The following is a 22,429-nucleotide window of genomic DNA, read 5'->3' as shown; positions in this document are numbered from 1 at the left end:
GAGAAGAGTCATGTCCGCCAAATATACAACCGTATCCAGATCCAACCCCGAGATACAAAAACTACGGCGCAAGGGTAAAGAAGACAACGTTGAATGGATTGGCAGGGCGATCACCGAACTGGTCGACAAAAAAAACACCGATCAATCCTATGTGTTGCTGCTGGGGGCCACCGATACGCTGGGGTGGCGTCTGAGAATCGGTCAGTCGCACCTGCGCTTCGACATGTTGCCGTCTTATTGGTCCACCTCGGCGTTTCTCAAGGTTTCCCCTAAAGGCATTGCACAGTCCAGCATTCTCCACGTGCCCTTGTTCCAGCCGGAAACCGGTATGTTTGCGTCCGAGCGCAACGGCGTGGTCGAGACGCCTCTCCAGCACCTGGAAGACCCCGACCACTGGAAAAACATTGCAGTCATTGCGTTACCCAAATCGCAGAAAGAAGTATTGAGCAAACTCGACCAGTTCGAGAAAGGACGCGCCTACGTGGATGCGCTGGAGCACGTATTACGCTGGCTCGCGTTCTCCTGGGGCGTGGCGCGCACCCCGAACCCGATACATGACGGGATTGGGTTGCCGTCGGCCTGCATGCTGGAAACCCTCTACGCCAGCGCAGGGCTGGATTTGACCCCAGGGCTCGAAACCCGGGCGTCGAGCCCGGAAGCCATCTGGGCGACGGCGATGTTTTGGTACGACTACTACACCAAAAACAACGTGCAGCCCCCAAAGGGCAGGTATTGGACGCCGCACGAATACAAAATCGAGGATGGCAAGTAGCGGGCGCCCAGGGCGTTGGCGCGTGTGGCGAAGGCGTTGCTGCCGTTTGGCTGTGTAACCGCCTTGATTCCGGAACATGAGGTATACCTGATGGATCGCGGTTACCGCGAAACAGCAAGGGAGGAACCCTTTCATGAAAGCCCCCGGACCCGGTAAGCCCATCGCTATCACCCCGCAACCCGGCTGTGTGGTGGTGAAATTCCATGGCATTCAAGTCGCGTCCTCCGATCGGACGCTGGTCATGCATGAGGCCAATTATCCTCCGGTGTACTACCTCCCGCGGGAGGACATCGCCGAACAGTATTTCGCCCGCACCGACCACACCAGCTATTGCCCGTACAAGGGCGATGCCAGTTATTTCAGCCTGCAAATTCCCGGGCATGAAGGCGCCAATGCGGTATGGAGTTATGAGGACCCCAAGGTGTCAGTCGCGCAGATTCGCGGGTATGTGGCGTTCTATCCTGAAGAAGTGACGTTTGAGGTGCTCGATACCTGATTTGCAGAGAACATTGTGGTGTCGCAATCCCTGCGGGCTTGCTCGCGAAAGCGGTGTGTCAGGCGACATCAATGTTGACTGTGCTACCGCCTTCGCGAGCAAACCCGCTCCCACAGGTTCCGCTACTCACATCAGTTTTTATCGAGGTCCACGTTTTTCGTCTCACGCAAACACATCATCCCCACCACCAGGCTCACCCCGGTAATCACCACCGGGTACCACAGCCCGTAGAAAATATCCCCGGTGTACACCACCAGGGCAAACGACACCGTCGGCAGGAAACCACCGAACCAGCCGTTGCCGATGTGGTAGGGCAGGGACATCGAGGTGTAACGGATGCGGGTCGGGAACAGTTCGACCATCAGCGCCGCCAGCGGGCCGTAGCACATGGCGGAGATGATGATCAGCGCGACGATCAGCGCCACGATCATCGGCTTGTTGATCAGCTGGGTGTCGGCTTGCGACGGATAGCCGGCCAGGGTCACTGCGCCGCGCAGGGCCGCTTCATCGTAGCCGTCTATTTTCACCTCGCCGACGCTCACCTGCACGGCGCTGCCGGCCGGGGCTGCTTCGCTGTTGTAGGGCAGGCCCTGTTTGACCAGGAAGGTTTTGACCTTGTCGCACGGGCTATCAAATTTCGCCTTGCCCACCGGGTCGAACTGGAACGTGCAGGTGGCCGGGTCGGCCAGTACAGTGATCGGTGCCTGGCGGCTGGCCTGGTCGATGGCCGGGTTGGCGTAATGGGCCAGGGTCTTGAAGATCGGGAAGTACAGCGCGGTGGCCAGCAACAGGCCGATCATCAGCACCGGTTTGCGCCCGACCTTGTCCGACAGCCAGCCAAAAAAGATGAAGAACGGCGCGCCGATGATCACGCTGACAATCAGCAAACTGTTGGCCAGGGCCGGGTCCATTTTCAGGAACTGGGTGAGGAAGAACAGCACGTAGAACTGCGCCGCGTAGAAGGTCACCGCTTGCCCGGCATTGATGCTGAACAGGGCAATCAGCACCACTTTAAGGTTGTCCCATTTGCCGAAGGAATCGCGCAGCGGTGACTTGCAGAGTTTGCCTTCCTCTTTCATTTTCACGAACGCAGGCGACTCGTGCAGGCTCAGGCGAATCCAGGTCGAGATGCCCAGCAGCACGATCGAAAACAGAAACGGAATGCGCCAGCCCCAGACTTCGAACTGGTCGCCGGTGAAGTAGCGACAGCCGAGCACCACCAGCAGCGACAGCAGCAGACCGAGGGTGGCGGTGGACTGAATCCAGCTGGTGTGGAAACCGCGTTTGCCGATCGGCGCGTGTTCCGCCACGTAAGTGGCAGCGCCGCCGTACTCACCGCCCAACGCCAGGCCCTGAAGCATGCGCAGCACCACGAGGATGATCGGCGCGGTAATGCCGATGCTCGCGTAAGTCGGCAGCAAGCCAACGCAGAACGTTGCCACGCCCATGAGGACGATGGTCGCGAGGAACGTGTATTTACGCCCGATCATGTCCCCCAACCGTCCGAACACCAGCGCACCGAACGGCCGCACAATGAAGCCGGCGGCAAAGGCCATGAGCGCGAAGATGAACGCCGTGGTGTCGTTGACCCCTGCGAAGAACTGTTTGCTGATAACCGCCGCGAGGGCGCCATAGAGGAAAAAGTCGTACCACTCGAACACCGTCCCGAGGGACGAGGCGAAGATGACTTTCTGGGTTTCCTGACTGGTGCCAGCGCTGCGGACGGCTTCTAAAGACTGAACATGTTCTGACATATCGGTATCCCTCACAGTGATTATTTTTGTTGTTCCACTGGTGTTGCGTGTTCCTTGTAGGGGGTGATGCTCGATGTCCGTGAATCTAATGCAATCCCTGTGGGAGTGGGCTTGCCCGCGATGGCGGCGGTTCAGTCAACAGTAATGTTGAATGTCACACCGCTATCGCGGGCAAGCCCGCTCCCACAGGGTTGGTGTTTACAACAGGGTTGAGGATCAATTGCGCGGCTTTTTCGGCAATCATCAACGTCGGCGAGCAGGTGTTGCCCGAGGTGATGCGCGGCATGATCGAGGCGTCGGCGATGCGCAGGCCGGGGATGCCGTGCACGCGCAACTCGGCGTCGACCACCGCGTCCGCATCGTTGCCCATCCGGCAGGTGCCCACCGGGTGGAAAATCGTCGTGCCGATCCGCGCGGCGGCTTCGTGCAATTGCTCTTCGCTCTGCAAGCTGTCGCCGGGCAGGTACTCGACCGGTTTGAACGCTTGCAAGGCGGGCGCGGAGACGATGCGGCGGGTCAGGCGGATGGCGTCCGCCGCCACTCGCAAGTCTTCGGGATGGCTCAGGTAGTTGGGCTGAATCAGCGGCGCTTCCCGCGGGTCGGCGGAGCGAATGTCTATTCGGCCACGGCTTTGCGGGCGCAGATCGCAGACCGATGCAGTGAACGCGGGGAAGGCGTGTAGCGGTTCGCCGAAACGCTCAAGCGACAACGGTTGCACGTGGTATTCGAGGTTCGCCGATGTCTGCTCCGGTCCCGAACGGGCGAAGGCGCCGAGTTGGCTTGGGGCCATGGACAGCGGGCCGCTGCGGTCATACAGATAACGCAGGCCCATGCCCATCTTGCCCAATAGCGTGCCGGCGATCTGGTTCAGGGTGCGGGCGTTTTCCAGTTTGTAGATCAGCCGCAGTTGCAGGTGGTCCTGCAAGTTGCCGCCCACGCCGGGCAGCTCATGGGCAACACCGATGCCCAGTTTTTGCAGGAGCGGGCGAGGGCCGATGCCGGAACGCTGGAGGATGCCCGGTGAACCGACGGAGCCGGCACACAAAATGATTTCCTTGCGCGCCTTGAAGGTTTTCGCCTGGCCTTGCCAGCGCGCGTTGACCGCCGAGGCACGGCCGTTTTCCAGCAATACGCGGTCCACTTCGACATCGGTCAGCACCGTCAGATTGGCGCGCTGGCGGATCGGTTTGAGAAACGCCTTGGCCGCGTTCCAGCGGATCCCGGCTTTCTGATTGACCTGGAAATAGCCGCAGCCTTCGTTGTCACCCTGATTGAAGTCATCAATGCTGGCGATGCCGCTTTGCTCGGCCGCCGTGCGGAAAGCGTCGAGGATCGGCCACGACAGCCGCTGCCGCTCGATCCGCCATTCGCCGGCGGCGCCGTGAAATTCCGAATCGCCGGCAAAATGGTTTTCACTGTGTTTGAACAGGGGCAGCACGTCTTGCCAGCTCCAGCCGGCATTGCCCTCGGCCGCCCAGCCGTCGTAGTCGCCGGCCTGGCCACGCATGTAGATCATGCCGTTGATCGAGGAACAGCCGCCGAGCACCTTGCCGCGCGGGTAGCTCAGGGCGCGGCCTTGCAGGCCCGGCTGCGTTTCAGTCTTGAAGCACCAGTCGGTGCGCGGGTTGCCGATGCAGAACAGGTAGCCCACCGGGATGTGAATCCATGGGTAATTGTCGCGGCCGCCGGCTTCGAGCAGCAGCACCCGGTGTTGCGGGTTGGCCGACAGTCGATTGGCCAGCAAACAACCGGCCGGCCCGGCGCCGACCACGATGTAGTCGAATTCATCAAGGGAAGTCTGCATCCCTGACCTCGTATTGTTGTTCTTGTTGTCGGTCATCCTAGTTGTTAGCTTTCGTTAAAAGAATGTTAGTTTTTGCGCAGCTGCTGTGCGTTTTTAAACAGCGTCGTTAACGGCATAACGTCAAGGATGGCTCATGTTCGACTGGAATGACCTGCGGTTTTTTCTCGAATTGCAGCGCAGCGGCCGCTTGCTGACCGCCGCTCGCCGTTTGAACACGACCCACGCCACCGTGGCCCGGCACATCGAAGCCATCGAAAAAAGCCTAGGCACCGCGCTGTTCGTCCAGCATGCCCAAGGCTACGAATTGACCCCGGCCGGCGAAGCGCTGCTCAAACACGCCGAAGCCATGGAAAACGTCGCGCTGCTGGCTCAGGAAGAAATCACCCAATCCACCGCACCGCTGGGCAAGATCCGCGTCGGGGTGACGGAAGGGCTGGGCATCATGTTCCTCGCCAGCCGCATGAATGGGCTGTTCGAACGCTATCCAGGACTGGAAGTGGAGTTGGTGGCGGTGCCGCGTTTCGTCAGCATCCTCAACCGTGAAGCCGAGATCAGCATTCATCTGGAACGCCCGGCCGCCGACATGCTGGTCACCCGCAAACTCACCGATTACCGACTGGCGCTCTACGCCAGCCAGGCCTATCTGGACCGTTCTCCACCCCTGCGCAGCCGCGAAGACCTCGGTCGCCACGCGTGGATCGGTTACGTCGACGACTTGCTGTTCAGCCAGGAGCTGATGTTCCTCAACAGCTTCTGTCGCAACCCCCAGGTGGTCTTCCACAGCACCAGCGTCATCGCCCAGCAACAGGCCGCGCGCTCGGGCCTGGGGATCGCCGTGCTGCCGTGCTACATGGCCAGCGCCGATCCCCAACTGGTGCCGTTGCTGCCGGATGAAAGCATCCAGCGCAGTTATTGGATCAGTACGCGGCGCGAGCTGCACAAGTCCGTGCGGCTGCGGGTGTTGTGGGATTACGTGGTGGAGTTGTGTGAGCGCGAGCAGGGGTTGTTGATGGGATAAAGATCAAAAGATCGCAGCCTTCGGCAGCTCCTACAGGGATAGGTGGAGCTGCCGAAGGCTGCGATCTTTTGATCTTGGGAGAGTGTCAGATTCATTTCCCAAATGCTCTGCGAGCTTGTTCCCGCTGGACAGCGCAGCCGTCCTGGCCTTCAATTCGTGGGATGAAGACAAGGAGCGTCCACCGATACTCCGCCGCGAACAAGGGAGCTTGCAGCATGACCGAAGATACAAAAGTGAAAGGCCCGGCGTCGTACTTCCCGTCAATCGAGAAAAAATATGGCCAGCCCATCAGCCACTGGCTGGATCTGCTCGGAACAGTGAGCGCTAAGAAACATATGGAAATGGTGGCTTGGCTGAAGGCTGAACACGGTATGGGGCATGGGCATGCTAATGCTTTGGTTGCATATTATTTGGCGAGTTCGCCAACCTAGCCCACAGTCAATTTAAACAAGAAAAATCGCGATCGTTTAAATGAAGCTTGCCGTTACCACCTAAGGGCTACAACGCCTTGCGCCATCCCCTACACGTAAGACAGAATCCGCCGGCTTGTGCGTCTAGGGGCCGCTCGGTAACTTGATTCCTGTCACTGCTCATCAGTGATCGGGTCTGCAAGCCCGCCGGAATACCAGTCGCATAGCCCTGTCAGCGGACGCTCGTTTGTGTCCGCGAAATGGCGGCTTTGTGCGGGAGATCTTCGGATCTGCCGGGTTCCTGGTTTCCCGGTCTTGCAGACCCGCACATAGCTGCCACCCATCATCTGCAAGTGATGTCGGTAGCTCCTAATGAACAATCAGGAGTTTCACCATGATCAAACCTACGCCCAATCCGCCGGACACCGATCCGGTGTCTCCGTACGAACCCGATTCAAAGAAGCTCAATGAGGCCGCCGAGCGGGCTCTGAACTTCCACTTCCCGTCGAATGCCGACATCAAAGCCGCCGCACGCACGCCCAGCACCCTATTTTCCGTGAACTCGCAGGCTACTAACGAAACCCTGATGGTTTTTTTGGTCGAGACGCTGGCCTCGGTCGATGTGATGGTCCATCAGTTGGTGGATCATCTGGAAGGTGGGTCGCGCTACGCCCTGCTGGGCATTTCAAACAGCATCATGGTGGCGGAGATCACGGCGAACCGGGTGCTGGATAAGATTGATCTGCCCAAGTAGGTGCGGGCTGCTGGGGTGAGTGGATAACTGACGTTGGGCTGTGCAGCGGTCCCTTTTTTGGGGCCGCTTCGCGCCCCAGCGGGAGCAAGCTCCCTCGCCACAGATTGTTCACGGCCACGAGCAGAATTGTGTTTCGGTGGCCATTCAGCCATTGGGCGGCAGCTCTCGGGTGGTCCGTTGCAGGGGGCTGTGGTTCTGGCCGGCGGGAATCGACAGGGTCGCCCGCAGCCCGCCTTCCGGTGGATTGACCAGGGTAATCCGCCCACCCAGCCGCGTCGCGATGGTGTTGACGATGGCCAGCCCCAAGCCCGCGCCTCCGGTATTTCCACGGCTGTAAAAGCGTTCGAACAACCGTGCGCGATCCGCTTCGTCGATGCCCGGCCCCTGGTCCTGGACGCTCAAGTTGTAGAACCCGTCGTCCTGGCTCAGTTGCACGGTGATGACGCCATGCTCCGGCGAAAAATTCGCCGCGTTGGTGACCAGGTTATTCAGGGCGATATCGATGGCGCCGGCATCGGCGAGGACTTTGAAAGGCCGGTCTTCGGCGTCGAAAGCCAGTTCCAGGTTCCTGCTCAGTAGCCAGGGTGTGAGCTGGGCCAGGCTGGCGCGTACGGTTTCACTCAAGTCGATGCTGTGCAGCAACGGCGCCACGGCCTTGGGTTCGAGACGCGCCATGGTCAGCAACTGATTGACCAGACGGCTGGCGCGGTCGACCCCGGCAATCAGAAACGCGAGGGACTCACGACGTTCCTGTTCCGTGCCAGCCTCCTGCAGGTTTTGTGCATGCACCCGCAACACGGCCAGCGGCGTGCGTAATTCGTGGGCGGCGTCGGCGATGAAGCGCCGCTCACGGCCAAGCACCTCTTGAATTTGCGCGAGCATGCGATTGAGCGCCGCTTGCATCGGTTCCAGTTCGCTGGGCAACGGGGTCAGTTGCAACGGCTCCAGAGAGCCGCTGTGCCGTGCCCGCAACGTTGCTGCCATATCGGCCAGGGGTTTGAGCCCCCAGCCGATGGCCAGCCAGACCATGGCCGCCAGTATCAGGCTGCCCAGCACATTGGGCCACAGGGTATGGCGCACGATCCGGTCTACCAGGTCCGCACGCACATCGTCCCGTTCACCGACCCAGATGCGCAGATCATTCTGTTTGTCTTCGAGCATGAACACCCGCCAATGGCGGTTGTGCAGATCCACCACATCGCTGAAACCGGATTTCGTCGGCGGTGCCGTGAAGGGGGGCGCACTGGCGGTGTGCACCAGCACTTCGCCCTTTCGATTCCACACCTGAAAGGCAATTTTGCTTTCATAGGGATGACCATCGACTCTCGGCACCGCTTCACTCAAGGCCTTGTTGAACGCTTGATACAGTTCGGCGTGTTCACTGCTGGCCAGCGGCATGCGCATCACACCCTGCAGCAGTCGGGCGTTCTGTGCCAGTTGGGCGTCGTAGACTTCGGCAATTTCGTGATTGCTGTCGTGCAGGTTGAACACGCTGATGATCGCCAGGCCTGTCAGCATCAGGCCGATGATCAGCGTCAGGGTGCGACGCCGGATTGAAGTCATCGACGCTCCTCCACCAGATAACCCACCCCGCGGATGGTGCGGATCAGGTCGGTGGAGAACTTCTTGCGCAGGTGATGGATATGCACTTCCAGGGTGTTGCTTTCGGCTTCTTCGTTCCAGCCGTAAAGCAGTTGCATCAGGTGATCGCGGGTCATGACCCGGCCCGGAGGCGAGAGCAATTCATGGAGCAGTTGATATTCCTTGGGCGTCAGCGCCACCGGCTCACCCTGATAACTGACTTGCTGGGTGCCGGGGTTCAGTCTGATGCCGGCGTGTTCGATCAGCACTTGGGCGCGACCGGCACTACGGCGCAACAAGGCCCGCAGGCGAGCCTTGAGTTCGGCCAGGTCGAAGGGCTTGATCAGGTAATCGTCGGCGCCGGCATCCAGCCCGGCGATGCGGTCTTCGGTGGCATCCCGGGCGGTGAGGATCAGTACCGGCAGGTTCGAGCCGCTGGCCCGCAAGCGGCGCAACACTTCCAGACCGTCCATGCGCGGCAGGCCGAGGTCGAGCACGGCCACATCAAACGTTTCGCTGAGCAGTGAATGCAAGGCGTTGCTACCGTCCTGCAGCCAGTCGACGGTGTAACCCTCACGACCCAGGGCCTGATGAATGCCCTCGCCAAGGGCTACGTCATCCTCTATCAGTAATAAGCGCACACGGACTCCTGTCAGTCGAGTTTCTTGTTCACGTCCACCAGTAACGCCTGGATCTCTTTGCGGCGCCCGGCATCGGCGCTTTCCCGACCAGGACGCGGTGCCGCTTGCAGGGCTTTTTGCAGTGCTTCCCTGGCTTCACCATAGCGCTTTTGACGGTAAAGATGATCGCCCCAGAAGTACAGGCTGTCGATGCCGGTCGGGTTCAGCTGCAAAGCCTGCTTTAACAGTTGTTCGGCCTTGTCGGCATCGCCGAAACCAATGGGCCAGCCGGGCACGCGATCATACAACGCCGCAAGGCTGGTGTAGGCCGAGCCTTGCAGGGCCTTGGGATCGATGGTGAGGGCTTTCTCCAGATCGACTTTGGCGGCCTTGGCTTTGCTCAGGGCGCCGAGGCCACCCTGGGCTCCGGCCCAACTGCTGGTGACAATGCCGGACCAGATCCACGCTTCGGCCAGGGATTGGCGTTCCTGGGTGAACGCCGAGGCCTGGGTCGCGAGTTTTTCGAAGGCCGCAGTGCGCTGTTCGGCGGGCAATTCATATTGAATGTGCGCCCAACTTTGCTGAATGCCATTGAGGCGCTGCTGATCGGCTGCGTCCAGCGCCCAGACGCTTTGGCTCAACGCCGCGAGCAGCAAGCAAGTGACGATTCTTTTCATGGTTTGAGGCTCTCGTTATCGGGCTTCTGACTGAGGCGACGGATCAGCGGCAACTGCTTGCGCAAGCCACGGTCCACCAGATGCGGCAACAGACTGTTCAGGCGCACGAAAAAGCGTTCCGGCCAGCCCAGGTACAAATCGCGCCGGTCACCGGCAATCGCGTGGATGACCGCCGTGGCAACGGTTTGCGGGTCGTCGACATTGGCTTTGAGCGCATCGTTCAGCGCCTGGGCCGCCGGACTGTTCATGCTGGTGTGGGTCGCCCGAGGGGCAACGTAAAGCACGCTGATCCGGGTGTCGGCCAGTTCCCGGCGCAGGGCTTCGGAGAAGCCGCGCAGGGCAAACTTGGTGGCGCAATAGCTGGCGTAACCGGGGTAGCCGATGGAGCCGTAGGTCGAGCCGACGTTCACCACCATGGCACTCTCGGCCTGCTTGAGCAGCGGCAGCAACAGCCTGGTCAGGCAGATCGGCGCGCTGACGTTCACTGCCAGCATGGCGTTGATCTCGCTGTCATCGAGCTGCTCGAGCATGGCGAAATGGTTGACGCCCGCGGCATTGATCAGCAGGTTGATACCGCCGATGGCCTCGGCCGCGGCCAGCACTTTGCGCCGGTCGTCGGGCAAGGTCAGGTCCGCATCGACCCAACGCAACTGCTCCGGGTAGCGTTCGAGCAAGGGTTCCAGCGACTCCCGGTTCCGGGCCACGGCCAATACTTGCGCATTACTGGCACACAGGGTGCTGGCGATGGCCAGACCGATGCCGCCGCTGGCTCCGGTCAACACCACGCGAGCCTCAGACGGGCGCATGCAGATTCTCCCCATCGCGGGGCAGGCCGCGGAACATGTCGGTGTAGAGCTTGTACACGACCTTCGAGGCATGAATCACCGCGGCTTGGTCCGCCGGGTCTTCGAGTGTGTTCATCAGCCGACGGTAGGTCTGCATGTGTTCGATATCCAGCGAGCCGTGGGAGCTCAGGTAGCTGAAGGCGGTTTCTGGCAGCGCCAGGCGTTCGCGGATGCTGCCGGCCGCGTGGGTGGCCAGGGCAATGCTGGTGCCTTCCAGCACGTTGACCATGCCGAACAGGCCGACCGGGTTGTCTCGGGCAATCAGGTCGTAGAGGAAGCTGACCATCAACTCGATCGGCAGCGATGGACGACCGTCACGCACCGCCTCTTTGTCGCCGCCACAGGCCGCGATGTCGTCGAGTACCCATTGCTCGTGGCCGTATTCCTCGTCGATGTATTCGCACACCGCTTTGCGCAGCCATTCCAGCCGCTGCGGCAGACGTGCGCCGCACGCCATCATCAACGGCACGGTATGGCGTACGTGGTAGTAGGCCTGGGCGAGGAAGGCACGGTAGCTGTCCAGGCTGACCTGACCCTCAAGGGCATCGCGGATGATCGGCAGGTTGAACAACTCGTGGCGTTCTTGCAGGGTGGCTTCTTGCAGGGTGTCGAAAAAACTCATGATGCGGATTCCTCGGAAAAAACGGATTCAGTGAGCTGCGCCCGGTAACGTTCGACGATGGCGTCGCGGCGCGGTCGGCCATTGGCGGTCAGCAAGCCGTTGGCGGCGGTGAACGGTTGATCGAGACGGGTCCAGTGATGAACCTGGGCGTAATCGGGCAAGGCCTCGTTGGCCTGGGCCACGGCGGCGGTCAGTTCGTCGTCGGTGCAGTCCGGCCGATGGGGCCAGAGCAGGGCGTGGTTGGTTGGCATCGCTTCGCCGTAGACGAACGCCTGAGCGATGTGGCGACGCTGAGTGAGTTCGGCTTCGACCCATTCCGGGTTGACGTTGCGGCCGAAACTGGTGATGAACTGATGTTTCTTGCGCCCGTTGAGGTAGAGAAAACCTTCCGGGTCGAACTCACCGAGATCGCCGGTCGGCCACCATTCATCGTGGTAGGGCGCTTGCCCCAGATAGCCGAGCAGGGTCGAGCCCTTGACCAGCACTTCGCCATCGTCGGCCAGGCGAATCCCGACATGGGGCAGGGGCCTACCGACACTGCCGGGGCGGTGTGCTCCCGGGCGATTGAGGCACACCACCGACGCGCATTCCGACAACCCGTAACCCTCGTATACCGGCATGCCGATGCGTTGCGCACGATGCAGCAGTTCTTCGCAAACCCGCGCACCGCCCACAGCGGCAAATCGCAGCGATTGGGGGTTGAACGCTTTTTGCTCGGCGGCGCTGACCAACATCAGCAGCAACTGTGGCACCAGGATCAAACTCTCGGGCGCGCGGGAGGCCAGACACCCCAGCAACCGCGGCACATCGACACCGCTGGCACCCTGAATGCCCAGGTTTTTCTGGCTTGGCACGCTCAGGGTCGCACCGGCATACAACGCGGCATAACAACCGAGGTTTTCCAGCAGAATCGCCAGGGGCAACAGCGCCAGGTGATGCCGCGGATGGGTGGGCTTGCTCGCCTGATCCAGTTCACGGGCCACCCGCAAAAGACTTTCGGCGCTCAGGCACACGCCTTTGGGCGTACCGGTGGTGCCTGAGGTGAAGGTCAGTTTGGCGGTGCCTTCGGGTATCCGGTTCGGACCGCTGAAGGTGCGACTCCAGAATTCGCCGGTCTTCTCGTAGCCGGCCGCCTGCAGTTCGGCTTCCAGTTCCGGTTCGGCAATCACCCGTTCGGCTTGGCTCTGTTCCAGGCAATGACTGCGTTGAGCCGGGCTGAAGAAGGGCGGCAACGTCAGGCAGGTCAGGCCTTCGAACAGTACGGCCAGGTCCCAGAGCATCGCCTCGGTGCCGTTGTCCAGGGCCAGCGCGACCACTTTGACGTGCTCATCGCGCAGACGCTGTTGGCGATACATGACCTCGGCGTACAGCGTGGCGTAGTCCAGTTTCAACTGATCGCCCCACAAGGCAATCGTGCTGCTTTTGTGTTCGGCGTGATGGCGCAGGGTTTGTTTGAAACGCTCCATTTCAGGCGACATGGCTGGGCTCCTCAAGGGACGCCGGCAACCCCAGGCGATTGAACAGACCGATGTTGCGCAAATGGATGAAACCGGCGCGGATGTTGCCGACATGCACCCATGGCTGACTCTCGTAATAACTGCCCCAGTGGTGACGGTCGTCGCCCAGCCGCGCAGGATCGGCGGCGCAGAGTGTCACCGGCTTCAAGCCCAGGCGATGAAAACTGTTCACCAGCCCGATGTTGCCGGTGAACGCCACCCATTCCAGCCCGCCCATGGCCAACAGGTAGGTGATGGCGATGATGCTCAGACGAGCGCTGCCGGTATCGCTGGCGGCAAGGTTCCCGACCTCGACAATACCGGCCCGGTCCACGGGTTGGCCGGCAGCGTCGCTGATCAGCGGATCGATTGCCTCGTCCAGATAACGCTCCAGAAACAAGGAGTCGGCACCGGCCAGTCGTACGCCAGCCACCGCACACAGCGTGCCTGACGCATCGTTCATGCCGAACAGCTGCGGCATGAATTGGCGGATGTCGGCGCCGTGGGCCTTTCGAAAACGCTGCTGGATAAAAGCTTCGAAGACCGGACGCTGGGGGTCGTCCGGCAAGGCTCTGGCCAGACTCATCTGCGGGGTTTCGGCTTGGCCGAAGTGCAGGGGCAGAGGGATGTTCCAGTCGAAATCGGGCATGGGCAAGAACGCCTCCCTGAGTAAGTTTGGGAGGAGTATCAAAGGCAATTCTTAACGGAGTCTGAAGGTGGACCTTCAGATTGTCTTAAGACTGGACGGGCAGGGTGGCGCCGGTCGGTTCGACGAAACCGGATCCGGGCTGCACGACTGAGTCGGCAGCCGCCACTGATCTCCACGAGGCACTGTATGACCCGAGATTCAGCAGTACATCGGTATGGAAAACTCTCGATTACCTTGCACTGGCTGATGCTGGCGCTGTTCGTCGGCGTTTATGGTTGCATCGAGATCAAAGGATTGCTGCCCCGTGGGCATGCCTTGAAGGGCCTGTTTCTGGGGCTGCACGGCGTATTCGGGTTGAGCATTTTTGCGCTGGTCTGGGTTCGCTTGCTCGGGCGCCTCACGCCTCGGCCACCGATTACCCCGGCCCCGCCAACCTGGCAAACCGGCGCCTCGCACCTCATGCACCTGGCGTTGTATGTACTGATGATCGCAACGCCGCTATTGGCCTGGTTGATGCTGGCCGCCGGTGGCAAGCCGATGCCGTATTTCGAGTTTTTCCTGCCGGCGCCCGTGGCGGTTGATCCGGTGCTGGCCAAGCAACTCAAGCATTGGCATGAATTGCTCGGCAGCACCGGCTATTGGTTGATTGGTTTGCATGCAGCGGCGGGTTTGCTCCATCACTATTGGGTCCGCGACAACACGCTCACGCGCATGCTGCCGGGGGGCTCTGGTGTGGGGGTCAATGAGCGTCAGCGATAATTCGGAAATGGGTGCTGGCCAAGCGTTCGCCATTTACCAGAATGTGCACCGCGTGCTGGCCGGCATAGTGCCTGCGGGTGGTCAGTTCCTTGATGTGCTGACTGCGGCTAATGGCTTCGCTGGCATTGTCGGACAGTGTGAGGGCTTTAAGTTTGAACACCTTTGCCGAGGTGCTGCCGTTGGCTTTGACATAATCGATAGCGTAATCGATCACCAATCGCTGACTGTCCGGGACCGTGGACTTCACTCTGAAAGACAGGGTGATTTTCTCACCCAGGCGAATCACCGCCGGTTCGACCTTCACGTCAATGATTTCAACCTCGGGCGTGCCGCCCGCGCCAATGATTGCCAGCGCCCGCTTGTTACCCTGTTTGATCAAACTGCGCAGGGCGTGTCTGGCGATCCACGCTGTGTGCTTGTTTTCCAGTGACCAACCCTCGATCAGCGCCAGCACCCACTCGGGATGATCCTTGGTGATGTCGTTGAGGTGATTGGCCACGGATTTGCGCACGTAGAGGCTGTCGTCGGCCTTGAGGTTGTCGAGGATCGCAGCCGCCAGTGTCGGGTCGGCCTGGACCGGCTCAAGGCGGAACGACCATGGCAGGCGTGGTCGGCTGCCTTCGCTGGCCAGGCGCCGGACGTGTTCGTTTTCATCCAGCGACCAATCGTGCATCAGCGCCAACGAGCGTTCGATATCGCTGCGCAGGAAGTGCCGGATGGCGAATTCCGATGAGCCGAAGGCTGTGAAATATTTGAGCGCATTCATCGACAGATCGAACGTATGAGCGCCGTAGGTCGCGACGTAATGCGGCAAAAACATGCTGACGAAGGCGCTGTTCAGGCGCGGGGCGAGGGCGCGCAGAACGTCCAGGGATTCTTCATAACCGAGTGGCAATACCGCGTGCAGGCATTCACTGACGCGGGCCATGCGTTGCATGACTGACAACTCCGTCAGACCGGTTTTGGCCAGTTTCAGGAAGGCCTTGGCATCGAATTCGGGGTAGACCGCCGTCATCTCGGTGGCGATGTGCGCGAGGCGTTCGGCGTTGAAGATTTCCTTCAGGGCGGGGGAGGTTTGGTCAGCCATTGTGGGTTCCTTGCCAAGTGATCGTTCCCACGCTCGGCGTGGGAATGCATCCCGTGACGCTCTGCGTCACATTTCAAGAGCGGACGCAGAGCGTCCATGGCGGCATTCCCACGCAGAGCGTGGGAACGATCCGGTTCAAACCTTACCCGCTTCCTCCTCCAACTGATCCGACTCAAACAGTTTTGCCAGTTCCGCACGCGCTTCCTGAGCGGTCTGCATCAGCTTGGCCGCATCGTCATACACCGCGTGCTGGGCTTCCAGCACCTGTTCATCGTGATGGGTGAAACGCTTGATCCGCGCATCTGCCTGGGCCTGGGTCAACCCTAGTCCAACCAGGGTCCGCCGGGTCATTTCCAGGCTGGAGTAATAGGTTTCCCGCACCGCTTCAGCCCCGACATCCACCAACCGGTGCACATGCTGACGGTTGCGGGCGCGGGCGATGATTTTGATGTGCGGATAGAGCTTGTGCACCAGCTCGGCCGTCTTGATGTTGGTCTCTGGATCATCGGTGGCGATCACGAAAAACTCCGCTTGCTCGACCTTGGCCGCGCTGAGGATTTCCGGGCGCATCGGGTCACCGTAGAACAGCGGCACGCCGCCGAAGCTGCGGGACAGTTCGATGGTTTCCACCGACGTGTCGAGGGCGACGAACTTGATGTTCTGCGCCCGCAGAATCCGCGCAACGATCTGCCCCATACGGCCCATGCCGGCAATGACCACGCGCGGTGTGTCGGTGTCGATTTCGCGAAACTTCTGCGGCACCTCTACCGGTTGAACCTTGGGTTTGACCAGTCGTGCGCAGGCCAGCAACAACAGCGGTGTCAGTGCCATCGACAGGGTGATGGTCAGCACCAGCAAGTCGTACAGGCGCGGTTCGAACAAGCCCTGATCCCGACCGATCTTGAACACCACAAAGGCAAATTCACCACCAGCCGCCAGCACGATGCCCAAGCGAATCGCATTGACCTTGCCCAGCCCCCCGGCCAGTCGGCCGACCACAAACAGCAACGGCAGCTTGAGGGCGATCAGCAGCACGGTCAGCCCCAGCACCACGACCGGCGCACTGAGCAGCAGACTCAAATTGGCACCCATGCCGACGCTGATGAAAAACAGCCCCAGCAGCAGGCCCTTGAACGGCTCGATCTGCGCTTCCAGTTCATGGCGGTATTCGGAGTCCGCCAGCAGCAAACCGGCGAGGAACGCGCCGAGTGCCATGGACACGCCGACCAGGTCCATCAGCCACGCCGTGCCGATCACCACCAGTAACGCGGTGGCAGTGGACACCTCTGGCAGACCGGTCTTGGCCACCACGCGAAACACCGGGCGCAACAGATAACGCCCGCCGATCACCACCACCGCAATGCTGCCCAGAACCCGCAAACCATGGTTCAAATCTTCGGCGGCGCTGGTGGTGTGATCGCCGCCGGCCAGCAGTGGCACCATCGCGATCAGCGGGATCGCGGCGATGTCCTGGAACAGCAAAATCGCGAACGCCAACCGCCCATGAGGGCTGGTCAGTTCCTTGCGCTCGGCCAGGCTTTGCAAACCAAATGCAGTGGACGACAACGCCAGGCCCAGGCCCAACACGATGGCACTGTTCAGGGATTGGCCGAACACGAACAACGCCAGTACGCCAATCACCGAACCGGTCAGGAGCACCTGCGCAAGGCCCACGCCGAACACCGACTTGCGCATCACCCACAAACGTCGCGGCGACAGCTCAAGACCGATGATGAACAGCAACAACACCACCCCGAGTTCGGAGATGTGGCTGACGCTTTGCGGGTTGCCGATCAAGCCCAGCACCGACGGCCCGATGATCACCCCGGCAAACAGATAGCCGAGCACCGCCCCCAATTGCAGGCGTTTGGCCAAGGGCACGGTGAGCACCGCCGCGAACAAAAAGACGACAGCGGCTTGCAACAGGTTGCCTTCGTGGGGCATGGCGAAACTCCAGGGTGTGGCAGGCGAGAGCGGCGCCCGCCCGATTTTCAGCGGGGCGTCAGGATAAAGGCTGGCGTCCTTTCAGTCAGCAAGGAGGTTGCTGATCGAGCTCACGGCTCAGTGGGGCCATTGTTCGAGCAGGATCGAAACGAACTTCTCCGCCGCCGGCGATAACGATGCGCCCCGACGGTACACCAGGCCGAGTGTCCGGTTCACGACGGGGTCAGTCAGCGGAATGCTCACCAGTGTTGGGTGATCCGCCGCTGGCATTGCGAGGCTAGGCATGGCGGAAACCCCAAGCCCGGCTTCGACCATGCCCAGCGAGGTGGACAAATGCTGCACTTCATAAAACCACTGCGGACGCCAGCTCAGGCCCGACAGGGCGTGGTCCAGCAACATGCGGTTGCCGCTCAGGCGTCCGACGCCAATCAACCGGTAATCGCTCAGTTCTGACCAGGTCACGGACGTCCGCTGGGCCAGTTCATGGTCACGACGGCAGGCCAGGACGAAGGGTTCGTTGACCAGTGAAACGAATTCGATGTCCGGGTGCTGGCCGCTCATCATGTTGATGCCGAAGTCGGCCTCCCCCCGCAACACCGCTTCGAGCCCTTCATTGGCGCTGAGGTCGAGCAGACGGATGCGGATTTTCGGGTAGCGCTCGTTATAAAGACGAATCACCGACGGCAGGAAGTAAAACGCAGCGGTTGGAATGCAGGCCAGGGTCACCTGACCGATTTGCCGTTCGGCCAGCTCACGGATGTTCAGGATCGAGTCGTCGAAGTCATCCAGCAATCGGCGAGCCTTGGGCAGGAAATCGCGGCCGACGCTGGTCAGGCTGACCTTGCGCGTGGTTCGGTCGAGCAACGTAGTCCCCAAACCCTCCTCAAGTTTTTTTATCCGTCGGCTCAAGGCCGGTTGTGACAGATGCAGTGCGTCGGCAGCCTCGTGAAAACTCCCCAATTCGGCGATTTTCACGAAAGATCGGATGTCCTGGAGCTCGTATTCCATGTTTTATCTCGTCGGGAAGGGCGTTGAACTGCGTTCTGAACGTTAAAACTTTCTTTTGTGAAGCGCAATAATTGCTCCGATCTTTGCATTGGAAACACAATTACATCCCTGTCACTCTTGTTTGCAAGACATCAATTACCCCGATTGATTAACAAGAGCTAGTGGCCATGCAACGAATTCCTTGTGTCCTGATGCGCGGTGGTACCTCAAAGGGACCGGTATTTCTCGCCTGGGATCTACCTGTTTCGATTGAAGAGCGCGATGAAATATTGCTCTCGGTGATGGGCTCCGGTCACGAACTGGAGATCGACGGCATCGGCGGCGGCAGCCCGCAGACCAGCAAGGTCGCCATCGTCAGCCCGTCGTTGCATCCCGACGCTGATGTTGATTACCTGTTCGTTCAGGTCATGGTGTCCCAGCGTCGGGTGGATACCGCCCCGAACTGCGGCAACATGCTCTGTGCGGTTGGGCCGTTTGCCATCGAGCAGGGCCTGGTCAAGGCGACCGATGAACTGACTCGCGTGCGGATTCGCAATCTCAACACCGGCACCTTCGTCACCTCTGATGTGCAGACACCAAACGGCAAAGTCAGCTATGAAGGCGACACCGCCATCGATGGCGTGCCTGGCAGCGCGGCACCGGTTCAACTGACATTCCTTGACGCGGCGGGCAGCAAGACCGGCAAGCTGTTTCCAACCGGCAGCACCCAGGACTGGTTTGACGACATTCCGGTGACCTGCATCGACATGGCCATGCCGATGCTGATCATCGAGGCGCGTCACTTGGGCAAACGCGGCGATGAAACTCCGGCCGAGCTGGACGCCGACAAAGACTTTCTGCAGCGCCTCGAAGCCCTGCGTTTGCGGGCCGGCATGGCTATGGGGCTGGGCGATGTCAGCGACAAGGTCATCCCCAAGCCGGTGCTGGTATCGAAGGCCAAGGCCGGCGGCACGATTCAGGTTCGCTACTTCATGCCGCACAACTGTCACCGTGCGCTGGCCATTACCGGCTCCATCGGTCTGGCCACGGCCTGTGTCAGCGAAGGCAGTGTGGTCGCGCAGATGCTCGGCAATACCGGCGGGCCGCGTCTGCAACAGGTGCGAATCGAGCATCCGAGCGGCGGCATCGATGTCGTCTTGTCCTACACCGGTGAGAACGGTGAGACAATCCGCGCCTCTGTTGTTCGTACCGCCCGAAGGCTGTTTTCCGGCTTTGTATATGCCCCGGTTTCCCAACGGCTCGCCGGGTAGTCTTCCCGCGCAGTCACTGCAGTTTTTGCATCAGAACAATTCTAAAAAATGGGTGATGCCATGAAAATTGTTAAATCGCTCTATTTCCAGATCCTCTGCGCCGTGCTGCTGGGTGTTGTGGTCGGGCACTTCTGGGCCCAGCAGGCCATTACCCTCAAGCCGCTGGGTGATGCCTTCATCAAACTGATCAAAATGATGATTGCGCCGGTCGTGTTCTGCACCATCGTCATCGGCATCGCCGGGATGAGCGACAAACGCTCCCTCGGTCGCTTGCTGAGCAAAACCATGCTGCTGTTTCTCGGTCTGACGGTGGTCAGCCTGATCATCGGCCTGGTCGCGGTCTACGTGTTCAAACCAGGCGTGGGCATGAACATCGATCCGAGCCAATTGAGCACAGCGGGCTTGTCTCAATACACCGAGTCCGCAGCGAAGCTTGGGGTGGTCGAGTTTTTCATGCACATCATCCCTGACACCTTTATCGGTGCATTCAGTAAAGGCGAAGTACTGCCGGTGTTGTTTATCGCGGTGCTGTGCGGTTTCGCCCTGTCTTCCCTGGGCGAACGCGGCAAGCCAGTGCTGGATGTACTGGAAGCGGCGTCGCAGATGGTCTTCAAGATCTTTTCCTATCTGATGCGATTCGCGCCGATCGGTGCCTTCGGGGCACTGGCGTTCACCGTCGGACAGTACGGCATCACCTCGCTGGGTTCGCTGGCGAAGCTGATCATGACCTTGTACATCGCCTGCGCTTTCTTCGTCTTCGTGGTGCTCGGCAGCATTTGCCGCGCCCACGGCTTCAGCCTTTGGAAGCTGCTGCGTTATCTGCGCGAAGAGTTCCTGGTGGTGCTGGGCACGTCCTCCACCGAACCGGTCATGCCACGCATGCTGGAAAAACTCCAGGCGCTGGGTTGCAGCAAGGGTGTGGTGGGGCTGGTGTTGCCAACGGGGTACTCGTTCAACCTCGACGGTACGGCAATCTACCTGTCGCTGGCGGCGATTTTCATTGCCCAGGCCTGCAACATTGATCTGACCTTGAGCCAAACCTTGACCATGCTGGCGATCATGTTGCTGTCGTCCAAGGGCGCGGCAGGGGTGACGGGCAGCGGTTTCGTGGCCCTCGCTTCCACGCTCACGGTGATGCACGACATTCCACTGGCAGGCTTGGCGCTGTTGATCGGGATCGACCGGTTCATGTCTGAGGCGCGAGCCCTGACCAGCCTGGCGAGCAATGCCGTGGCGACGGTGGTGATCTCAATCTCCGAGAACGCCTGCGACCGTCAGGTCCTGCTCGATACCCTGGACGGTAAAAAACCGGCTGCCCCGGGTGAGGATCAAACCTGGGACCGCATCGGGACCACCGGTCACCTCTAGCATCGCGCAGCCGCTTCAACAACCTAACCTTTTTACTACCTCCCACCGGGCGTCGCTGATCGCGTCGTCTGGCGGGCTCGGGGTCGTTCGCCTGCGCGTCGGCCACGCATTCCATAACAACAAGAGAGTTGCCCTATGCTCGCCTTACTCGGCTTGGCCATGGTGGTTGTGTTCACCTTCCTGATCATGACCAAACGTCTGTCACCCATCGTTGCGTTGACCGTTGTTCCGATTGTCTTTGCAGTGATCGGTGGCTTTGGTGGGACCACCGGCAAAATGATGCTCGACGGCCTGAAGATGGTCGCACCGTCGGCGGCACTGCTGCTGTTCGCGATTCTGTTTTTCGGTTTGATGATCGACTCGGGGTTGTTCGATCCGCTGATCCGCAAGATTCTCAAGCGGGTCAACGGCGACCCGATGAAAATTGCGGTCGGCACTGCGCTGCTGTCGCTGACGGTCGCCCTGGACGGTGACGGCACCACCACTTACATGATCACCTGCGCGGCAATGTTGCCGTTGTACAAGCGCATCGGTATGAACCCGATGATTCTGGCGACCATTTCAATGCTGGCGTTGAGCATCATGAGCGGCATGACCCCTTGGGGCGGCCCGGCGACCCGGGCGATTGCCGCGTTGGGGCTGGATGCCGGGGCGTACTTTGTTCCGTTGTTGCCGACCATGATCGGTGGTGCCGCGTGGGTGGTGTTCACTGCGTTCCTGCTGGGCCGCGCCGAGCGTAAACGCATCGGTAATACCCAACTGCAGAGCGGTGGCGGCGATTGCTACATCAAGGCGATTCTTGAGGATACGCCGCACAAGCGCCCGAAACTGGCCTACGTCAACCTGTTGCTGGTGACTGCGGTGATGGTCGCGCTGGTGATGGGGCTCATGCACTCGGCAATCCTGTTTCTGATTGGCTTCGTGCTGGCGCTGATGATCAACTACCCGCAACTGGACATTCAAAAAGAACGCATCCTCGCGCACTCCGGCAACGCCATGACCGTGGTGCTGCTGGTATTCGCGGCCGGTATCTTCGCCGGGATTTTCTCCGGAACCAAAATGGTCGACGCTCTGGCGCAAACCCTGGTGGACTGGATTCCACCGTCCTGGGGGCACCTGTTCCCGTTGGTGGTGGCGATCACCAGCATGCCATTGACCTTCGTGCTGTCCAATGATGCTTATTACTTCGGCGTGGTGCCGATCCTCGCTAACGCGGCGGCAGCCTATGGGATCGACCCGGTGGAAATCGCCCGGGCGTCGATTCTTGGCCAACCGGTGCACTTGATGAGCCCGCTGGTGGCCTCGACCCTGTTGCTGGTGGGGATGGTCGATCGCGACCTCGGCGACTTCCAGCGCGCCACCGTCAAATGGGCGGTGCTCACTTCCTTGGTAATCACAGCTTTAGCCCTGCTGACGGGCGCCTTGACGCTGTTCTCCTGATTCATCCCTGACTCGCCACTTGACAGAGCTTCACGTGCCGATGGCGGAGGCGCGGTCTCGTGCATCCTTAAAACA

21 protein-coding genes are annotated in these 22,429 nt (G+C 60.4%); 9 read left to right on the top strand and 12 right to left on the bottom strand.

The window, feature by feature from the left end; genetic code table 11:
• The first annotated feature begins 10 nt into the window (after nt 1-10).
• Nucleotides 11-772: a hypothetical protein gene (locus tag LOY38_RS16635; RefSeq protein ID WP_258696172.1), complete on the top strand. Its 762-nt coding sequence runs from the start codon at nt 11-13 to the stop codon at nt 770-772.
• A gap of 133 nt (nt 773-905) precedes the next feature.
• Entirely contained in the window at nt 906-1,268 is a 363-nt protein-coding gene (locus LOY38_RS16630) for a DUF427 domain-containing protein (RefSeq protein WP_258696171.1), read from the top strand.
• 131 nt (nt 1,269-1,399) lie between these two features.
• On the opposite strand, the gene LOY38_RS16625 is transcribed toward LOY38_RS16630, so the two are convergent.
• Nucleotides 1,400-3,022 carry an MFS transporter gene (locus LOY38_RS16625; RefSeq protein ID WP_258696170.1) on the bottom strand — a complete coding sequence of 541 codons (1,623 nt, stop codon included), beginning with the start codon at nt 3,020-3,022 and terminating at the stop codon, nt 1,400-1,402.
• Between the two features lie 154 nt (nt 3,023-3,176).
• Complete coding sequence (locus LOY38_RS16620; RefSeq protein WP_258696169.1) at nt 3,177-4,826, bottom strand: GMC family oxidoreductase; 1,650 nt, start codon at nt 4,824-4,826, stop codon at nt 3,177-3,179.
• A 133-nt stretch (nt 4,827-4,959) separates the two neighbouring features.
• Between LOY38_RS16620 and LOY38_RS16615 the strand changes: the two genes are divergently transcribed.
• The 3 genes from LOY38_RS16615 (at nt 4,960) to LOY38_RS16605 (ending at nt 7,008) form a co-directional block, all read left to right on the top strand.
• A complete protein-coding gene (locus LOY38_RS16615) occupies nt 4,960-5,844 on the top strand; it encodes a LysR family transcriptional regulator (protein WP_258696168.1) in 885 nt (294 codons plus the stop codon).
• A 215-nt stretch (nt 5,845-6,059) separates the two neighbouring features.
• Nucleotides 6,060-6,275: a DUF4287 domain-containing protein gene (locus LOY38_RS16610; protein WP_258696167.1), complete on the top strand. Its 216-nt coding sequence runs from the start codon at nt 6,060-6,062 to the stop codon at nt 6,273-6,275.
• A gap of 373 nt (nt 6,276-6,648) precedes the next feature.
• Entirely contained in the window at nt 6,649-7,008 is a 360-nt protein-coding gene (locus LOY38_RS16605; RefSeq protein WP_258696166.1) for a DUF6124 family protein, read from the top strand.
• A gap of 144 nt (nt 7,009-7,152) precedes the next feature.
• On the opposite strand, the gene LOY38_RS16600 is transcribed toward LOY38_RS16605, so the two are convergent.
• From LOY38_RS16600 to LOY38_RS16570, 7 genes are read right to left on the bottom strand one after another with little or no spacing between them, the layout of a single operon-like run.
• The gene (locus LOY38_RS16600) at nt 7,153-8,571 is read right to left on the bottom strand and encodes an ATP-binding protein (RefSeq protein WP_258696165.1); all 1,419 of its coding nucleotides are present in this window, start codon (nt 8,569-8,571) and stop codon (nt 7,153-7,155) included.
• A complete protein-coding gene (locus LOY38_RS16595; RefSeq protein ID WP_258696164.1) occupies nt 8,568-9,230 on the bottom strand; it encodes a response regulator in 663 nt (220 codons plus the stop codon). The genes LOY38_RS16600 and LOY38_RS16595 overlap by 4 nt, the downstream gene beginning before the upstream one ends.
• Nucleotides 9,231-9,241: 11 nt before the next feature.
• Nucleotides 9,242-9,886 (bottom strand): tetratricopeptide repeat protein, encoded by a 645-nt coding sequence (locus tag LOY38_RS16590; protein ID WP_258696163.1) that lies wholly within the window; start codon nt 9,884-9,886, stop codon nt 9,242-9,244.
• Nucleotides 9,883-10,692 carry an SDR family oxidoreductase gene (locus tag LOY38_RS16585; protein WP_258696162.1) on the bottom strand — a complete coding sequence of 270 codons (810 nt, stop codon included), beginning with the start codon at nt 10,690-10,692 and terminating at the stop codon, nt 9,883-9,885. Before LOY38_RS16585 ends, LOY38_RS16590 begins: the two co-directional genes overlap by 4 nt.
• Nucleotides 10,679-11,353, bottom strand: a complete 675-nt coding sequence (locus LOY38_RS16580) for a TenA family transcriptional regulator (RefSeq protein WP_258696161.1) — start codon at nt 11,351-11,353, stop codon at nt 10,679-10,681. The genes LOY38_RS16585 and LOY38_RS16580 overlap by 14 nt, the downstream gene beginning before the upstream one ends.
• Nucleotides 11,350-12,831 carry an AMP-binding protein gene (locus tag LOY38_RS16575; RefSeq protein ID WP_258696160.1) on the bottom strand — a complete coding sequence of 494 codons (1,482 nt, stop codon included), beginning with the start codon at nt 12,829-12,831 and terminating at the stop codon, nt 11,350-11,352. The genes LOY38_RS16580 and LOY38_RS16575 overlap by 4 nt, the downstream gene beginning before the upstream one ends.
• Entirely contained in the window at nt 12,821-13,498 is a 678-nt protein-coding gene (locus LOY38_RS16570; protein WP_258696159.1) for a thermostable hemolysin, read from the bottom strand. Before LOY38_RS16570 ends, LOY38_RS16575 begins: the two co-directional genes overlap by 11 nt.
• A gap of 186 nt (nt 13,499-13,684) precedes the next feature.
• Between LOY38_RS16570 and LOY38_RS16565 the strand changes: the two genes are divergently transcribed.
• A complete protein-coding gene (locus LOY38_RS16565) occupies nt 13,685-14,257 on the top strand; it encodes a cytochrome b (protein ID WP_258696158.1) in 573 nt (190 codons plus the stop codon).
• On the opposite strand, the gene LOY38_RS16560 is transcribed toward LOY38_RS16565, so the two are convergent.
• From LOY38_RS16560 to LOY38_RS16550, 3 genes are all read right to left on the bottom strand, one after another.
• Nucleotides 14,238-15,344, bottom strand: coding sequence for a DNA alkylation repair protein (locus LOY38_RS16560; RefSeq protein ID WP_258696157.1), 1,107 nt, complete (start codon nt 15,342-15,344; stop codon nt 14,238-14,240). The two genes, LOY38_RS16565 and LOY38_RS16560, sit on opposite strands and share 20 nt — an antisense overlap.
• 135 nt (nt 15,345-15,479) lie before the next feature.
• On the bottom strand, nt 15,480-17,288 hold the full coding sequence (locus LOY38_RS16555) for a monovalent cation:proton antiporter-2 (CPA2) family protein (protein ID WP_258696156.1): 1,809 nt from the start codon (nt 17,286-17,288) through the stop codon (nt 15,480-15,482).
• 117 nt (nt 17,289-17,405) lie between these two features.
• Nucleotides 17,406-18,296, bottom strand: a complete 891-nt coding sequence (locus tag LOY38_RS16550) for a LysR family transcriptional regulator (RefSeq protein ID WP_007895093.1) — start codon at nt 18,294-18,296, stop codon at nt 17,406-17,408.
• Between the two features lie 167 nt (nt 18,297-18,463).
• Here LOY38_RS16550 and LOY38_RS16545 point away from each other — a divergent pair, with 167 nt between their 5' ends.
• From LOY38_RS16545 to LOY38_RS16535, 3 genes are all read left to right on the top strand, one after another.
• Nucleotides 18,464-19,546, top strand: coding sequence for a 4-oxalomesaconate tautomerase (locus LOY38_RS16545; protein WP_258696155.1), 1,083 nt, complete (start codon nt 18,464-18,466; stop codon nt 19,544-19,546).
• A gap of 48 nt (nt 19,547-19,594) precedes the next feature.
• The gene (locus tag LOY38_RS16540) at nt 19,595-20,914 is read left to right on the top strand and encodes a dicarboxylate/amino acid:cation symporter (RefSeq protein ID WP_309475850.1); all 1,320 of its coding nucleotides are present in this window, start codon (nt 19,595-19,597) and stop codon (nt 20,912-20,914) included.
• Between the two features lie 135 nt (nt 20,915-21,049).
• Complete coding sequence (locus LOY38_RS16535) at nt 21,050-22,354, top strand: CitMHS family transporter (protein ID WP_258696153.1); 1,305 nt, start codon at nt 21,050-21,052, stop codon at nt 22,352-22,354.
• The last annotated feature ends 75 nt before the right edge of the window (nt 22,355-22,429 follow it).

The sequence above is a fragment of the Pseudomonas sp. B21-015 genome, from assembly GCF_024749285.1.
Taxonomy (GTDB): Bacteria; Pseudomonadota; Gammaproteobacteria; order Pseudomonadales; family Pseudomonadaceae; genus Aquipseudomonas.
The sequence above is the reverse complement of the archived record's forward strand: the minus strand, read 5'-3'. Positions and strand labels throughout refer to the sequence as shown.

Coding starts and splice junctions, on each gene's coding strand:
- LOY38_RS16605 (WP_258696166.1), top strand. CDS start 6,649: ATGATCAAACCTACGCCCAATCCGCCGGACACCGATCCGGTGTCTCCG.
- LOY38_RS16585 (WP_258696162.1), bottom strand. CDS start 10,692: ATGCGCCCGTCTGAGGCTCGCGTGGTGTTGACCGGAGCCAGCGGCGGC.
- LOY38_RS16540 (WP_309475850.1), top strand. CDS start 19,595: ATGGGTGATGCCATGAAAATTGTTAAATCGCTCTATTTCCAGATCCTC.
- LOY38_RS16625 (WP_258696170.1), bottom strand. CDS start 3,022: ATGTCAGAACATGTTCAGTCTTTAGAAGCCGTCCGCAGCGCTGGCACC.
- LOY38_RS16535 (WP_258696153.1), top strand. CDS start 21,050: ATGCTCGCCTTACTCGGCTTGGCCATGGTGGTTGTGTTCACCTTCCTG.
- LOY38_RS16610 (WP_258696167.1), top strand. CDS start 6,060: ATGACCGAAGATACAAAAGTGAAAGGCCCGGCGTCGTACTTCCCGTCA.
- LOY38_RS16615 (WP_258696168.1), top strand. CDS start 4,960: ATGTTCGACTGGAATGACCTGCGGTTTTTTCTCGAATTGCAGCGCAGC.
- LOY38_RS16575 (WP_258696160.1), bottom strand. CDS start 12,831: ATGTCGCCTGAAATGGAGCGTTTCAAACAAACCCTGCGCCATCACGCC.
- LOY38_RS16620 (WP_258696169.1), bottom strand. CDS start 4,826: ATGCAGACTTCCCTTGATGAATTCGACTACATCGTGGTCGGCGCCGGG.
- LOY38_RS16635 (WP_258696172.1), top strand. CDS start 11: ATGTCCGCCAAATATACAACCGTATCCAGATCCAACCCCGAGATACAA.
- LOY38_RS16550 (WP_007895093.1), bottom strand. CDS start 18,296: ATGGAATACGAGCTCCAGGACATCCGATCTTTCGTGAAAATCGCCGAA.
- LOY38_RS16630 (WP_258696171.1), top strand. CDS start 906: ATGAAAGCCCCCGGACCCGGTAAGCCCATCGCTATCACCCCGCAACCC.
- LOY38_RS16600 (WP_258696165.1), bottom strand. CDS start 8,571: ATGACTTCAATCCGGCGTCGCACCCTGACGCTGATCATCGGCCTGATG.
- LOY38_RS16555 (WP_258696156.1), bottom strand. CDS start 17,288: ATGCCCCACGAAGGCAACCTGTTGCAAGCCGCTGTCGTCTTTTTGTTC.
- LOY38_RS16580 (WP_258696161.1), bottom strand. CDS start 11,353: ATGAGTTTTTTCGACACCCTGCAAGAAGCCACCCTGCAAGAACGCCAC.
- LOY38_RS16545 (WP_258696155.1), top strand. CDS start 18,464: ATGCAACGAATTCCTTGTGTCCTGATGCGCGGTGGTACCTCAAAGGGA.
- LOY38_RS16590 (WP_258696163.1), bottom strand. CDS start 9,886: ATGAAAAGAATCGTCACTTGCTTGCTGCTCGCGGCGTTGAGCCAAAGC.
- LOY38_RS16565 (WP_258696158.1), top strand. CDS start 13,685: ATGACCCGAGATTCAGCAGTACATCGGTATGGAAAACTCTCGATTACC.
- LOY38_RS16570 (WP_258696159.1), bottom strand. CDS start 13,498: ATGCCCGATTTCGACTGGAACATCCCTCTGCCCCTGCACTTCGGCCAA.
- LOY38_RS16560 (WP_258696157.1), bottom strand. CDS start 15,344: ATGGCTGACCAAACCTCCCCCGCCCTGAAGGAAATCTTCAACGCCGAA.